This window comes from Pseudoalteromonas prydzensis, from assembly GCF_001661495.1.
Classification (GTDB): domain Bacteria; phylum Pseudomonadota; class Gammaproteobacteria; order Enterobacterales; family Alteromonadaceae; genus Pseudoalteromonas; species Pseudoalteromonas prydzensis.
Genome location: NZ_BDDT01000003.1, coordinates 404,376 through 417,894 on the forward strand (window position 1 = coordinate 404,376; position 13,519 = coordinate 417,894).

The window sequence follows — 13,519 nt, forward strand, 5'->3', positions numbered from 1 at the left end:
AAAAAACCGCTTAAATGCGGTTTTTTATTTTATAACACTCAATACCAAGAGCCTTATAGAGTAAACGGTAAAATTTCAGCGTTTATCTCTCCTGCGCTACTAAGTTTTACAATCACGCGGTAGTGTTTGGCACTATCATCAAATTGTGCATACTCTAGCACTAGCTGCTGAGTATAACTTCTACCGTCTTGCTGCCAATTAACGGTTAAATCCTCACCACTGTACCATTTTGACGGAAAACCAGTACCGCAGCTATTTTGTGGCTCAATGAGACTACATGAAACCTGATTACCTGCTGGGCCAACTTTCAGTTGCACATTTGTCATCGCTGACGTGCCGACATTTTCAAACTCTAAACCATTCACTTGTAATTTAACTGGGGTAATAAGCTGACAACCAAGCACTGTTGTTGCTACTAATAATGTTAAGCCGATATTTTTTATCATGGTCATTGTCTAGTCCATTATTTAATTGTCATAGATGTTTAGTCAAACAGTCGTATAAACGTCATTTAAGTTGCTTAACTTTGTTGTTATTACACCGTGAGTAAATACCTATGAACGATACCGAAAAAAGCGATAAAAAGCACTATCCCGCCGTTTGGATCTCCGATGTACATTTAGGCTATAAAGATTGTAGGGCTGATTACCTGCTCGATTTTTTAAATAGTATCGAATGTGAAACCCTCTATTTAGTCGGCGATATTGTTGATCTGTGGTCAATGAAACGAAACTTCTTTTGGCACGCCAGTCACTATCAAGTATTAGCCTGTATTCAAGCTAAAGCCGAGCAAGGAACGCGCGTAATTTATATTCCAGGCAACCATGATGAAACATTTCGGCAATACGTCAATAACAGCTTATTTGGCATAGAAGTTCACCAGCAATTTATTCACACCACCAAAGCCAATAAACGATTTCTGCTCGTTCACGGGGATGATTTTGATTCCGCCACGCGATATAACAAGTTAATAAGTATTGCGGGTGATGCCGGTTATGACTTTTTGCTCTTTTTAAATCGTTGGACTAACCGTATACGCCGCTTATATGGTGGTAACTATTGGTCACTAGCATCATGGATCAAAGCCCGAGTTCACAAAGCCCGTGAAGCAATCGAAGCATTTGAAAATGCCGCAATTCATGAAGCAAAAAAGCAAGGTGTTGACGGCATAATCTGTGGCCATATTCACCACCCGCAACTAAAAGTTGTTGATGGCATTGTTTATTGTAATGATGGCGATTGGATAGAAAACTGCACTGCTTTGGTAGAAGACAAAAATGGCCGAATTGAGTTACTCCATTGGTCAGAAACTCAAAAAGTAATTAACTCTGCAGATATTACCTCGCTTGATACGCTAACAACATCAGGCAAAACAAAATCGGCAGCTTAAAATAAAGTCTCACCAACAAAGCCAGTCAGATTCGGTTTTTAGCATGTAATCAAATCTGACTAGTACTAACCATTGATCATTCTATGAGAAATATAATCCGTTAAAATCTGAGTTACTTTATTTACCATACGTCTACAAAAACTTAAGCACTTAGATAAAAGATTGTTTTTTCGCTGAGCGATAAAGCTTATTTATATTATTGGCGATAATACACTTTATCTACTATGTATTATGAGTAAACATTAAATAAGGATGTTCAATGCATAACTCACATACAGTTAAAAAATTAATTAGGGGTCCTAATTTTGGACATAAAACTACTAGTTCGTTTAAAGTGTGGGGATGTTGTAGTAAAAAAGGTAACTGGTTATTAGTTATCAAAGTACTTGCTCCTGACGACTCGCTTATCTATCAAGGGCAAATACCTACTTTACATAAACTTAAAAATATAGGGTTTGTAGAAATAACAGGGTTAGAACCATCTACGAGTTACTCAGTATTTATTGGTAGGGCTAAGGCCTTAACTTCGTTGGATTGGAATAATATCACTCCATTGCAAGTAAAAACCTTCCCTAGCCCTAACTCTGATAATAAAACAAAATTTATCCTTACCTCATGTAGACACCCTGATCAATTTGCTTCTTTTGGAAACAAAAATCACATGCTAAACATAATGCATAAAAGGTTAAAACAAGAAAGAGACGTAGATTTCAGAATAGCTTGCGGAGACCAAGTTTATGCTGATCACCCTATTACTTATTTAAGTAATAACAATCCACCAAAAACATTTAAAGGGTTTGCTAAACATTACTTTAGAAATTATAACCAAGCCCATAATAATATTGCTTCACTTATACCAACATATTGTACATTTGACGATCATGAAGTAACTAATGATTGGGCATTAAGTGACTTCACTGATGATCATCACAAAGAGTTAAAAACTAAGAAAGACTCAAGAATATTAAATAATGGTTTACTAGCCTACGATGCATTCCAACATGCTCTCAACCCTGAATTTAGCATGCAAGATCTAGAAGCGCGTATCGGTGCAGATTATATTTTTAGTAAATTCAAATATTGGTATACATTCCAGCATTCGAATATCAAATTTTTTGCTATGGACACCAGATATCAACGCATCATTGGGCGTAATTTTAATAAGAGAAATAATGACCTAGAAGCAAACGATAACAACGCATTTGTTCAACTTATAGATCCTGACACTCAGATGCGTTCACTTAAATCTTTTCTATTAAACAATAAGGATGACGTTAAATTTATTATTAGTGCAATGCCATTTATACCCGACACTAAACCCAGCGGAATTGGACAAGATCGAGCAATTGCAACTGCGCCATTTGATAAATGGAAAGGTGGTCACAAGCAAAGAAAAGAAATATTAGATTTTATTAAAAGCAACCAAATCGTAAATGTGTTTTTCTTATCTGGTGATGTTCACTGTTCTTTTGTTGCACAAGTTGCCCATGAGAATGTAGTGATTGCATATAATATTGTATCTTCCGCACTTAATTGGCCTACATTCGGGCTAGGGAAAACCAGCTTTCAGCTAGGTGAGCTGTTTGGAGCAACTGAATACTCTACTTCTATAATTTCGAAAAAGATTGATAACGAATCTACAATCCATGTTGAAAAACGCAACAATTACACAAAAATTACAGTTGCCAACGGTATTGTTGAAATAGATATCATTAGCAACTTAAATAAAGTTTCCAGCTCAACGAGAATAGCTACTACCTAATAATTTCTAAAGGAGTCGTTTAATTTGTTTTCTGGCACTCTGTACATCACGTTTTTAGATGTCTTCTAAACATAAGTTGTTACTATAAACGTATAAGTTCAGAATTGATCATAAAAAAGCCCCAGACAATGCTGAGGCTTTTAAATCTAATAGAAGTAACGCTAATTACTTTTTACGCTGTGCATCTTTTTGTGCTTTTTTGGCTTCTTTACGTTTTTGTAAAACAGCTTGTGCTTCGTTGCCGATATGGCCTTCACCACGAGCTTGAGCTAATTCAATTTGCTTTTGGCGCTCAGCAAATCGTGCTCGTTGCTCATCGGTCACATCATCAATACAGTGATGGCACGAAACGCCTTCCATGTACTCAGCTTTTAGTTTTTCGTCTTCAGTGATTGGCATACGACACGCATGACACTGATCGTATGACCCCTTTTGTAAGTCGTGATCTACCGCTACGCGGTTATCAAATACAAAGCACTCACCTTCCCACATGGTTTCTTCTTTTGGCACTTCTTCTAAGTATTTTAAAATGCCGCCTTCAAGATGGTACACATCTTCAAAACCTTGCTCTTTCATATAGGCCGTCGACTTTTCACAGCGAATACCACCGGTGCAAAACATAGCAACTTTTTTGTGTTTACTCGGATCAAGGTTCTCTTTCGCCCACTGCGGGAATTCACGAAAGGTTTTAGTATTTGGGTCTACCGCGTTTTGAAAAGTACCAATTTCGATTTCATAATCATTACGGGTATCAACTAAAATAACCTCTGGATCTGAAATAAGCGCATTCCAATCTTTTGGTTTTACATAGCTGCCAACCACTTTTAATGGGTCAACGCCTTCAACACCCATAGTCACGATTTCTTTTTTTAGTTTTACTTTAGTGCGGTAAAACGGGCATTCATCATCGTATGATTCTTTAGAAACGATATTGTCTAAATTTGGTTGCTTATCAAGCCAAGCTAATAAATTGTCAATACCTTCACGTTTTGCGGCAACGGTGCCGTTAATGCCTTCTGCGGCGATTAATAACGTGCCACGTACTTCATTGGCTTCCATTACATCAAGTAGTGGTTGGCGCAGTGCTTCAAACTCAGGTAAAGCGACAAATTTATACAAAGCACACACAACAAAGTGCGCACTGGTGACATTATCTTTATGAATGGCTGTCATGGGTATTCCTATTTTGCTTTTTCAAAACCGAATCGTAAATCCGGCGCATTGGGGCGCGTATTTTACGCTTTTTCAAATTAAATGCAAAAAAAGCCGCTATTGATTGGTTTTTACTGTTAGCACAACACCCTACTACGCTATAATAGGTGCAATATTTTTGGCTAATTGCCAACGACTCGCTCAATTTGGAGAAACACACTTTGCACTTTACTGATCTTGGGATTGATACTCGCCTTGAAACACAGCTTGCGCATCAAGGCATCACTCAGCCCACTGATATTCAAGCTCATGCTGTGCCTACTGCCCTTGCAGGCCACGATATTTTTGCTCAGTCTAAAACGGGCTCAGGTAAAACGTTAGCGTTTTTATTACCCGCAGTTCAACGAGTAATGAAACAAAAGGCCCTCAGTAAACGTGACCCACGTGTATTAATTGTTGCTCCTACGCGAGAGCTTGCTACCCAAGTTTTCACTCAACTTAGATTGCTTATTGCCGGTACCAATATTAAAGCCGTTAAAATTCTTGGTGGTGAAAACTTTAATGATCAAATTAAAGCACTGCGTAATGACCCACATTTTGTTATTGCCACACCAGGGCGATTAGCCGATCACTTAACCCAGCGCTCTTTGCAGTTAAGTGGCTTAGAGCTGTTAATTTTTGATGAAGCCGACCGTATTTTAGATTTAGGCTTTACCGAACAACTTAAAATGATTAATGAGTTGGCTGATCACCGCTTGCGCCAGACTCTGTTATTTTCTGCAACCTTAGATCATGCTCAAGTTGATGCGCTATCTCGAAATTTATTAAAAAAGCCTAAGCAAATTATGCTCAGCGCCGCGAACGAGCAGCATTCAGACATTAAGCAAAGTTTATATTTAGCAGATCATTTAGATCATAAAGAAGCCTTGCTTGAGCACTTTGTAAAACAAGATGACGTAGGTCAATGCATTATCTTTACTGCAACTCGCTCTGATACCACGCGTTTAAGCGAATTGTTGATCAGTAAAGGTTTAAAAGCTCAAGCGCTAGCGGGTGATTTAACGCAAAGTAAACGCCTTGATATTATGGATGCTTTTAGCCGGGAAAACTTTAAAATTTTAATCACCACAGATGTTGCTTCCCGTGGTCTTGATTTATTAAGTGTAACCCATGTAATCAATTTTGATTTACCAAAGCATGCTGAAGAATACGTACACCGTATCGGTCGTACTGGTCGCGCGGGCTTCAAAGGAACAGCTATTTCTTTAGTTGGTCCTAAAGATTGGCCAAGCTATAAAGCGATTAAATCCTTTTTAAATGATGAACTTGAATTTCATACAGTAGCTGGCTTAACTGGCAAATTTAAAGGATTGCGAGAAGCAAAACCAGACACAATAAAAGCAACTGCGCAGCATAAAGCCAAGCCTAAAGCTAAATCACTGACTAAACGTAAAGTGAAACCTAAGCAGCCTCAAGCTCCAATTAAAGCGCCGTTAAACATTGATGGTGATGCGCCGATGCGCCGCCGTAAAAAGCCAGAACAGGAATAAAAATGAGTTACCTCGGAACTACCCAAACCTTATTTGTAAACGAAGTAAGTAACGAAGGCGCGTACCTCGACGGCCATGAGCTAGGCGAAGTTTTTCTACCAAGTCATGAAATTAAACATGAACTTGAAGCAGGCGACAGTGTTAGTGTGTTTATCTTTTTAGATAACGCTAATCTCGCGACTGCAACAACGAAAAAGCCGTTAGCTCAAGTGGGTGAATATGCCCTACTTCGTGTTAAAGAAATAAATAGCATTGGCGCATTCTTAGATTGGGGGCTTGAAAAAGACGTACTTGCCCCATTCAACGAACAAAAACCAAGAATGCAGGAAGGCTATTCTTACCTCGTGCGTTTGTATTTAGATAATGCCAGCGGCCGTATTTGTGCATCTACTAACTTTAATCGTTTTCTGAATAAAACAGAGCCTGAGTATGCACCACTACAAGAAGTGCAACTTATTGTGGCCGGAAAAACAGACATCGGTTACAAAGTCATTATTGAAGAAGCGCACTTTGGGGTGATCTTCTATAACATGGTATTTAAAAACATGTTTGTAGGCCAACGTTTAACAGGTTATGTTCAAAAAGTACGTGAAGACGGTAAGATTGACGTTATCCTAGAAAAACCAGGTATGGCTAAAGTAAGCGAGCTTGGCGAAAAGATCATGGATAAGTTAAAACAAGAAGGTGGCGTGCTCGCAATTGGCGATAAATCTGATCCTGAACTTATCAAAAAAGTGTTCTCAACCAGCAAAGCAAATTACAAAAAAGCCATTGGCGGTTTGTTTAAGCAAGGCCTAATTGATATTGAAGCTAAGGCTATTAGGCTTAAGTAAGCGGTCAGCGGTCAGCGGTCAGCGGTCAGCGGTCAGCGGTCAGCGGTCAGCGGTCAGCGGTCAGCGGTCAGCGGTCAGCGGTCAGCGGTCAGCGGTCAGCGGTCAGCGGTCAGCGGTCAATTTAAAATGATATAGAAAAGAGTAAAGTGAAAGCTTTACTCTTTTTTTTGTTTTTATAAACTTCAATAGTAGCTATAAACAATAACCAGCCAGTGATAACTTATGCCGCATGAAGTCAATATATGATTTCATTGGCTCATAAATCATAGTTAAAAAGGTGTTCTAATAACGTGAACCTGCAATACTGGTTTCATATACAATCTCTTCTGTTTTGCGTTTTCTTCAATATTACTGTTCTGTGCCACTTTGGTGTATTTTTGCACTTGTAAAATATTAGGCAAAGTTAACTAATTGTTTACAGATGTTTTTTTGAGGACTAAGATAAATGCATTGTGACATATAGATATTTGTCGGTTTAAAAAAGACAAAATGTCGTAGATAAATTGTTATAAATACAAGGAAACTTCGATTATGAAAAATAGTATTATCATTTTAATCACGACTCTTATAGTTGGTGGTTGCGCATCGACTAAAGTGGAAAAAGAGTATCCAGATTTATCGGTCACTCAGAACGAAATTCAATCTTCTAAATGGAACAAACTTAATCGCTTTCCTCCGATGTATCCGAAACAAGCAGTAATTAACTCTATTGAAGGGTGCGCTACCGTTGAATATGTAATAACACCTCAAAATGAAGTTAAAGACATAACTGTAATAGCTTCAACAAATAAACAGTTTTCTAAAGCTGCTGTGGCCGTGATTAAAAACTGGAAATGGTTAGAATTACCTAAAAGTATTCTAACTCAGCCTGTAAAAACGCAAACCCGATTTGATTTCTGTTTCGACAAGCCGAATCAGCCTTGTTCATCTATTACACCCAATTATTCATGCCCAAGTGAAGACATTATTTATTCTACAGGCATGCGCGTTAAGATCAGTGGCTAAAGTATTTATAATCGGATTGCCGGAAGTCTATAACATCCAGCTGAAACAATACCCATCAGGCGATTTTATTAGTAGGAAATGCAATGGGCGGTTCACCTCCCATAATGAATATTGATCCAAATATCTCTCAGTGACACTAAACCTTGTTAAGGCAATTAGTCATTGCCTAACACAACAATTTAATTCCTTTTGTTTTTGAGCTTCGACAAGGACCCTTGCTGGTGATACCACATGCTATGGCGAGTCGTTCACTAACACCCAGTTTCATTAAACTGCGTACTTTGGTGCGGGCTATTCCTTTGTAAAAAGCCACTGTTATCTGATAAGCATTGGCTATTAGGTTATAATGTCCCGAGTCTACGCCTTATATGATATTTTTGTTCATCTGCTCGCACTTACATTTATAAAGAATGCTAGCGGCTTTCTCCAGACAATCTTGAGCAATTGCCCTTGCTATTTACGAGTGTCTATCGTTTAATAACAGTATGTTATTTATGCGGTCATGTTCCTTCAGAGGGCTTACACCTCATAAGTCAATGCCCATGGCGGGCGTACACAAGCGCATTAAATCTGACGTCTCACATTGTCCGATTTTTTACTTAAAATAAAATAACACAAAAAAGCGCCCAATATGCTCCGCAGCCTATGCGGCCGTTATGTACTAAAATGGATGTTGAGGAAGTAGAGAATATGTCTAAATGGGGAAAGACTGCGACGTGGTTAATGTTAGTTATTGCTTTAGTGGTGTTTTTGGCTGCTGTATATGTAGTTGGTTCAGCAATTGGAAGAATGTATGTATTAGGGTCAATTGAACTATCCATTCCCCAAATCGGAATCATTTGTAGTGGAATCACTTCTGTATCTGTTTTTGTACGTTGCGTGAAAAAATTGAAAAGTCGCTCCGAGTTAGCACTTACATAATCGGGTAGCCGGAGAGCTCCTCCAACCCCCACACAACCCATCATACACTTTTTTATTAACTGGAAGTGCAATGGGCAGTTCATCTACCGTGATAAATATTGATTCAAATATCTTTCAATGACACTAAACCTCGTGAAGCCAATTAGTCATTGCCTAGCGCGAGGTTTACGCAACTACGGCCAGTAGCACATTCTTATTCTACGGCGTATCCAGTGTTCTAAATCCACCGTTAGCTGATATGCATTGCCTATTAGGTAGTAATGTCTTTAGCAGCGCAAATAGTTTTGGGCCTAGAATCTGTATTACTCAAAAGCGCAGCGCATCTTATCCTCTTTGTGAATAATTCACTAAGTTTTTTGCACAAAGAGAAAGGAATGAGAAGTAAATGAGGGAAACTTAGCGCTTAGTATTAGCATGCTTAATAGTCTAACACGAATATTACTAAGCGATTGAATCAAAATAGCAACTCAGTTATGGTTAAACCATTAATAAAAATAAATTAAAAACGAGTTAATCTACAGGCTCGCTGACGAGCATCTGCAATTGGCATATTCCAGCCTACTCATCGCCAAGTTATTAAGTTTGTATACCCAGAAACAAAAAGAGCAAAGTAAAAACTTTGCTCTTTGTACTCTTAAAAATAACGCTTGTTTATTTTAGCGAGTCATTAATTTCTTTGAGTGTTGCAACAGGATCTGCGGCTTGTGTAATTGGACGGCCAACAACTAGATAATCACTGCCATCATCAATCGCTTGTTTTGGCGTCATAATACGCTTTTGGTCACCCGCGTCGCTGCCTGCAGGGCGAATACCTGGGGTCACTAGTTTAAAGTCTGCGCCAAGTTCCGCTTTTAATTTCTTCGCTTCTTGTGCTGAGCACACTACCCCGTCAAGGCCTGACTCTTTGGCAAGTTTTGCTAAATAAATAACCTGCTGTTCAGGGGTTTTATCAACCCCTAAACGAGTTAGCTCTGCTGCATCCATGCTGGTTAAAACGGTAACGGCAATTAATAATGGCGCTTTATCACCAAATTGCTCAAGCGCTTGTTTGGCTTTAGTCATCATTTCAACACCGCCACTGGCGTGAACATTAACCATCCAAACACCCATTTTGGCCGCGGCAGTAACCGCTTTTGCTACTGTGTTTGGAATGTCATGAAATTTAAGATCTAAGAATACGTCAAAGCCTAAATCAATCAGCTCTTTAACAAACGCAGGGCCAAAGTAGGTAAACATTTCTTTACCTACTTTTAATCGACACGTGTCAGGAGAAAGTTGTTTAACAAAATTTAATGCTGTTTGCTGATCATCATAATCAAGGGCTATAAGAACTTTTTTTGATTGTTCGAGAGACATAACTTTCCTAAAACGAATTGAATATAAGTAAAATTAAAAACCGTCTAAGCCACGGCTTGGGACTATGGTTTCCCAATGTTTGCACGACGGGCAAACCCAATAAATGGTATGGCTAGTAAAACCACAGTGTTGGCACTGAAAATCTGGCTTTGTTGCAATATAAGAGGTTACCAATTTATCTATTTGATCTAACACTTCTTTAATATCATTGTTCTGTTTTGCTAATAACTGAAGTAAAAAACTAAAACCGCGAATAGTCGGCTGGCGTTTTAAACTATCAGTTAAAAATTTGATTGCTTGCTCGGTATGCCCTTGCTCGAGTAATGCTTTACAGTGTTTTATTTTTATTAGTACACCGCCTTTATCAAGCAATTGCAGCAGTAATTCATGAAATTGGTGGGTTAAGTTTAATTGCTCATAACTATGAGCAAGATCATCAATAAACAAGGGCGCAAAGAAGGTAAAATTGCAGATCAGCTCTCGCCAATAATAAATCGCTTTTACATAATCTTCTTTTGCAAACGCTGATTTACCCAGCTCATATAAGGGTCTAATTGCTTTTTGATTGAGGCTAATAGCTTTGCGCATAATTTGCGGATCATTTTCGATTAATGCCGCTTCACAATAAAAGTTAGCTATGGCCTTGAAGTGTTGTGGTTTAGAAAATAAATCGCTGTGTGCTTCAAACATATTGATACCTTTTTCCCATTCACGCGTTTGTGAATATAGATTAAGTATCGGCTCTAATGCATCACTGTGATTTGCTTTAACTAACCAAACAAGATGTTCTTCTGCACCATCAAGAAGCCCAGCCATAATATAATCTTCAGCAAGTTCAAGGCGGCTAGTCGCAGCTTGTTGCTCATTAAGGCTTGGGTGTTTAAGGAGTAATTCGTGGATTTTTATTGCGCGATCTAATTCACCGCGGCGGCGAAACATCGTTGCGAGTGTAGAATAATGCTCGACAGAATCTGCTGCAACTTCAAGCAAATTGATAAGGTGTTCAAGACCTTGGTCTTCTTCTCTATCAAGTAAAAACTTTAAGCCTTTACTGTATTCAGAAGTGATCTGACGATTAAGTTGATGAGCTTGGTTTTTAGCGCTATTTTTACCCATGATCCAGCCATAACCAGCCGCAACAGGTAAAAGTAAAAACAAAAGCTCAATCATAGTTAGGTGTCTTTATTAGCAACAAGCTTATTATTATCTTTTTCAGGCGCTAACTTTTTCTTCAACCGATAGTTTTGCCACTTCAATTGCGAAAACAATTTAAAGCTAATAAAACAACCAATTGCGACACCTAAAGCAAAGCAGATACTTATTATCATTGCGAGGGGTAAAGTATTGCTGGCAATAATATAATTTATTTGCACTAACTGTGGATTTTGCGAACCAAGTACAAATGCAAAAATTAAGCATATTGCTACCAGGATAATTTTTAATACCCTAAACAAGTAACTACTCCAACTAAATAACTAGGCAATGCTCGCGTTTACGCGATCTCGTAACTCTTTGCCTGGTTTAAAATGTGGTACGTGCTTACCTTCAAGCTCAACTGTGTCGCCAGTCTTAGGATTACGACCTGTGCGTGGTGAGCGAAAGTGTAGTGAGAAACTACCAAAGCCACGGATCTCAATGCGATCTGAGCTTGATAATGAGCCGGCCATTTGTTCAAGAATTTCTTTAACAGCATTTTCAACATCTTTCACAGGTACATGTGCGTGTTGCTCGGCTAATTGTTCTATCAATTCTGACTTAGTCATAACGTTTCCTTAAAAAGAGATAAAGGAAGGGCAACACTGCCCTTCCAATTAAGACTGATTAATTAGTCTTTTTGTGCATTTGCGAATGCAGCTGCCATTGCGTTTTCGAACACTGGCTCTTCTTTCTTAAGCTTTTCTAGTACTTCTTTCTCTTCTGCTTCGAAAAGAGCTTTAACAGAAAGGCTTAAAGTGCGGTTCTTACGATCAACACCAACATATTTCACTTCAATCTCGTCGCCTACAGAAACAACAGTAGTTGCATCTTCAACGCGCTCTTGAGCGATATCAGCTACACGGATGTAACCTTCAACGCCTTCGATAAGTTCAACAGTTGCGCCTTTCGCATCAACTTCTGTCACTTTACCTTTAACAATAGCACCTTTTTTGTTTGCATCAAGGTAGTTATTGAATGGGTCAGCTTCGATTTGCTTAACACCTAGAGAGATACGTTCACGCTCTGGGTCAACTTGCAATACGATAGCAGTGATTTCGTCGCCTTTCTTGAATTCACGTACAGCGTCTTCGCCAGGTGTATTCCAAGAAATGTCTGAAAGGTGTACAAGACCGTCAATACCACCGTCAAGACCGATAAAGATACCGAAGTCAGTGATTGATTTGATCTTACCAGTAACTTGGTCGCCTTTGTTTTGAAGACGAGCAAATTCTTGCCAAGGATTAGCAATACATTGCTTAAGACCTAGAGAAATACGACGACGTTCTTCGTCGATTTCAAGAACCATAACTTCAACAGTGTCACCTAGTGAAACAACTTTTGAAGGGTGGATGTTCTTGTTAGTCCAATCCATTTCAGAAACGTGTACTAGACCTTCAACGCCTTCTTCGATTTCTACGAAGCAACCGTAATCAGTAAGGTTAGTTACACGACCAGAAAGTTTAGAACCTTCTGGGTAACGACCAGCGATAGCTGCCCATGGATCTTCGCCAAGCTGTTTAAGGCCTAGAGATACACGAGTTTTATCTTTGTCGAATTTAAGAACTTTAACTGCGATTTCGTCGCCAACATTAACGATTTCTGAAGGGTGCTTAACACGCTTCCACGCCATATCAGTAATGTGTAGTAGACCATCAACACCACCAAGGTCAACGAATGCACCGTAGTCAGTAAGGTTCTTAACGATACCTTTAACTTCTTGACCTTCAACAAGGTTAGCAAGAAGCTCTTCACGTTCTTGTGAGTTCTCTGATTCGATAACTGCACGACGTGAAACAACAACGTTGTTACGTTTTTGATCAAGCTTGATTACTTTAAATTCAAGCTCTTTGCCTTCAAGGTGAGTTGTGTCACGTACTGGACGAACATCAACAAGTGAACCAGGTAGGAAAGCACGGATTGAATCAACTTCAACAGTGAAACCGCCTTTAACTTTACCGTTGATAACACCAGTAACAGTCTCTTGCTCTTCACATGCTTTCTCAAGACGGATCCACGCTTCGTGACGCTTCGCTTTCTCACGAGAAAGGATAGTTTCACCGAAACCGTCTTCGATTGCATCTAGTGCAACATCTACTTCGTCGCCAACAGCAACTTCTAGTTCACCAGCAGCATTTTTGAACTGCTCTGCAGGGATAGCACTTTCTGATTTAAGACCAGCATCTACAAGTACAATGTTGTTCTCGATTGAGATTACTGTACCTTTAACGATAGAGCCTTGCTCTGCTTCAAAACCCTTTAAGCTTTCTTCAAATAACTGCGCAAAATTTTCTGACATACGAATATACGTCTCATATATTAATACCAATAAGCAACCATGCTGCATGGGGTTGTT

13 protein-coding genes and 2 pseudogenes are annotated in these 13,519 nt (G+C 39.0%); 7 read left to right on the top strand and 8 right to left on the bottom strand.

The window, feature by feature from the left end; translation table 11 throughout:
• Positions 1–53: 53 nt before the first annotated feature.
• Entirely contained in the window at positions 54–452 is a 399-nt protein-coding gene (locus A7968_RS09195; RefSeq protein WP_064666280.1) for a DUF3304 domain-containing protein, read from the bottom strand.
• Positions 453–556: 104 nt separating this feature from the next.
• Here A7968_RS09195 and A7968_RS09200 point away from each other — a divergent pair, with 104 nt between their 5' ends.
• Together A7968_RS09200 and A7968_RS09205 are read left to right on the top strand one after the other, a co-directional pair.
• Positions 557–1,390, top strand: a complete 834-nt coding sequence (locus tag A7968_RS09200; protein ID WP_064666281.1) for a UDP-2,3-diacylglucosamine diphosphatase — start codon at positions 557–559, stop codon at positions 1,388–1,390.
• 259 nt (positions 1,391–1,649) lie between these two features.
• On the top strand, positions 1,650–3,152 hold the full coding sequence (locus A7968_RS09205) for an alkaline phosphatase D family protein (RefSeq protein ID WP_064666282.1): 1,503 nt from the start codon (positions 1,650–1,652) through the stop codon (positions 3,150–3,152).
• A gap of 165 nt (positions 3,153–3,317) precedes the next feature.
• Here the strand turns inward: A7968_RS09205 and trhO are convergent, their stop codons facing one another.
• Entirely contained in the window at positions 3,318–4,325 is a 1,008-nt protein-coding gene (trhO, locus tag A7968_RS09210; RefSeq protein ID WP_064666283.1) for an oxygen-dependent tRNA uridine(34) hydroxylase TrhO, read from the bottom strand.
• Positions 4,326–4,525: 200 nt separating this feature from the next.
• On the opposite strand from trhO, the gene A7968_RS09215 reads away from it, so the two are divergent.
• From A7968_RS09215 to A7968_RS23120, 5 genes and pseudogenes are all read left to right on the top strand, one after another.
• A complete protein-coding gene (locus A7968_RS09215) occupies positions 4,526–5,854 on the top strand; it encodes a DEAD/DEAH box helicase (protein ID WP_064666284.1) in 1,329 nt (442 codons plus the stop codon).
• Positions 5,855–5,856: 2 nt separating this feature from the next.
• Positions 5,857–6,687 (top strand): CvfB family protein, encoded by an 831-nt coding sequence (locus A7968_RS09220; protein WP_064666285.1) that lies wholly within the window; start codon positions 5,857–5,859, stop codon positions 6,685–6,687.
• Positions 6,688–6,747: 60 nt separating this feature from the next.
• A pseudogene (locus A7968_RS23800) lies at positions 6,748–6,822 on the top strand (hypothetical protein); the annotation flags it as partial.
• Positions 6,823–7,218: 396 nt separating this feature from the next.
• Complete coding sequence (locus A7968_RS09225; protein ID WP_064666286.1) at positions 7,219–7,692, top strand: energy transducer TonB; 474 nt, start codon at positions 7,219–7,221, stop codon at positions 7,690–7,692.
• 666 nt (positions 7,693–8,358) lie between these two features.
• Positions 8,359–8,613 (top strand): hypothetical protein, encoded by a 255-nt coding sequence (locus A7968_RS23120; RefSeq protein WP_157586701.1) that lies wholly within the window; start codon positions 8,359–8,361, stop codon positions 8,611–8,613.
• A gap of 179 nt (positions 8,614–8,792) precedes the next feature.
• Here A7968_RS23120 and A7968_RS23895 read toward each other — a convergent pair.
• The 6 genes and pseudogenes from A7968_RS23895 to rpsA form a co-directional block, all read right to left on the bottom strand.
• Positions 8,793–8,876 (bottom strand): annotated as a pseudogene (locus tag A7968_RS23895) (group II intron maturase-specific domain-containing protein); the annotation flags it as partial.
• Between the two features lie 388 nt (positions 8,877–9,264).
• Complete coding sequence (pyrF, locus tag A7968_RS09235) at positions 9,265–9,969, bottom strand: orotidine-5'-phosphate decarboxylase (RefSeq protein WP_064666288.1); 705 nt, start codon at positions 9,967–9,969, stop codon at positions 9,265–9,267.
• A 33-nt stretch (positions 9,970–10,002) separates the two neighbouring features.
• A complete protein-coding gene (lapB, locus tag A7968_RS09240) occupies positions 10,003–11,139 on the bottom strand; it encodes a lipopolysaccharide assembly protein LapB (RefSeq protein WP_064666289.1) in 1,137 nt (378 codons plus the stop codon).
• Between the two features lie 2 nt (positions 11,140–11,141).
• Positions 11,142–11,423, bottom strand: a complete 282-nt coding sequence (locus A7968_RS09245; RefSeq protein WP_016707217.1) for a lipopolysaccharide assembly protein LapA domain-containing protein — start codon at positions 11,421–11,423, stop codon at positions 11,142–11,144.
• A gap of 21 nt (positions 11,424–11,444) precedes the next feature.
• Positions 11,445–11,732, bottom strand: coding sequence for an integration host factor subunit beta (gene ihfB / locus A7968_RS09250; protein ID WP_016707218.1), 288 nt, complete (start codon positions 11,730–11,732; stop codon positions 11,445–11,447).
• Between the two features lie 62 nt (positions 11,733–11,794).
• Entirely contained in the window at positions 11,795–13,462 is a 1,668-nt protein-coding gene (gene rpsA / locus A7968_RS09255; protein ID WP_029216020.1) for a 30S ribosomal protein S1, read from the bottom strand.
• Positions 13,463–13,519 lie beyond the last annotated feature (57 nt).

Bases quoted from the DNA above. Each gene is read 5' to 3' on its own strand.
- A7968_RS09195 (WP_064666280.1), bottom strand. From the start codon at position 452: ATGACCATGATAAAAAATATCGGCTTAACATTATTAGTAGCAACAACA.
- A7968_RS09200 (WP_064666281.1), top strand. From the start codon at position 557: ATGAACGATACCGAAAAAAGCGATAAAAAGCACTATCCCGCCGTTTGG.
- A7968_RS09205 (WP_064666282.1), top strand. From the start codon at position 1,650: ATGCATAACTCACATACAGTTAAAAAATTAATTAGGGGTCCTAATTTT.
- trhO (WP_064666283.1), bottom strand. From the start codon at position 4,325: ATGACAGCCATTCATAAAGATAATGTCACCAGTGCGCACTTTGTTGTG.
- A7968_RS09220 (WP_064666285.1), top strand. From the start codon at position 5,857: ATGAGTTACCTCGGAACTACCCAAACCTTATTTGTAAACGAAGTAAGT.
- A7968_RS09225 (WP_064666286.1), top strand. From the start codon at position 7,219: ATGAAAAATAGTATTATCATTTTAATCACGACTCTTATAGTTGGTGGT.
- A7968_RS23120 (WP_157586701.1), top strand. From the start codon at position 8,359: ATGGATGTTGAGGAAGTAGAGAATATGTCTAAATGGGGAAAGACTGCG.
- pyrF (WP_064666288.1), bottom strand. From the start codon at position 9,969: ATGTCTCTCGAACAATCAAAAAAAGTTCTTATAGCCCTTGATTATGAT.
- lapB (WP_064666289.1), bottom strand. From the start codon at position 11,139: ATGATTGAGCTTTTGTTTTTACTTTTACCTGTTGCGGCTGGTTATGGC.
- ihfB (WP_016707218.1), bottom strand. From the start codon at position 11,732: ATGACTAAGTCAGAATTGATAGAACAATTAGCCGAGCAACACGCACAT.
- rpsA (WP_029216020.1), bottom strand. From the start codon at position 13,462: ATGTCAGAAAATTTTGCGCAGTTATTTGAAGAAAGCTTAAAGGGTTTT.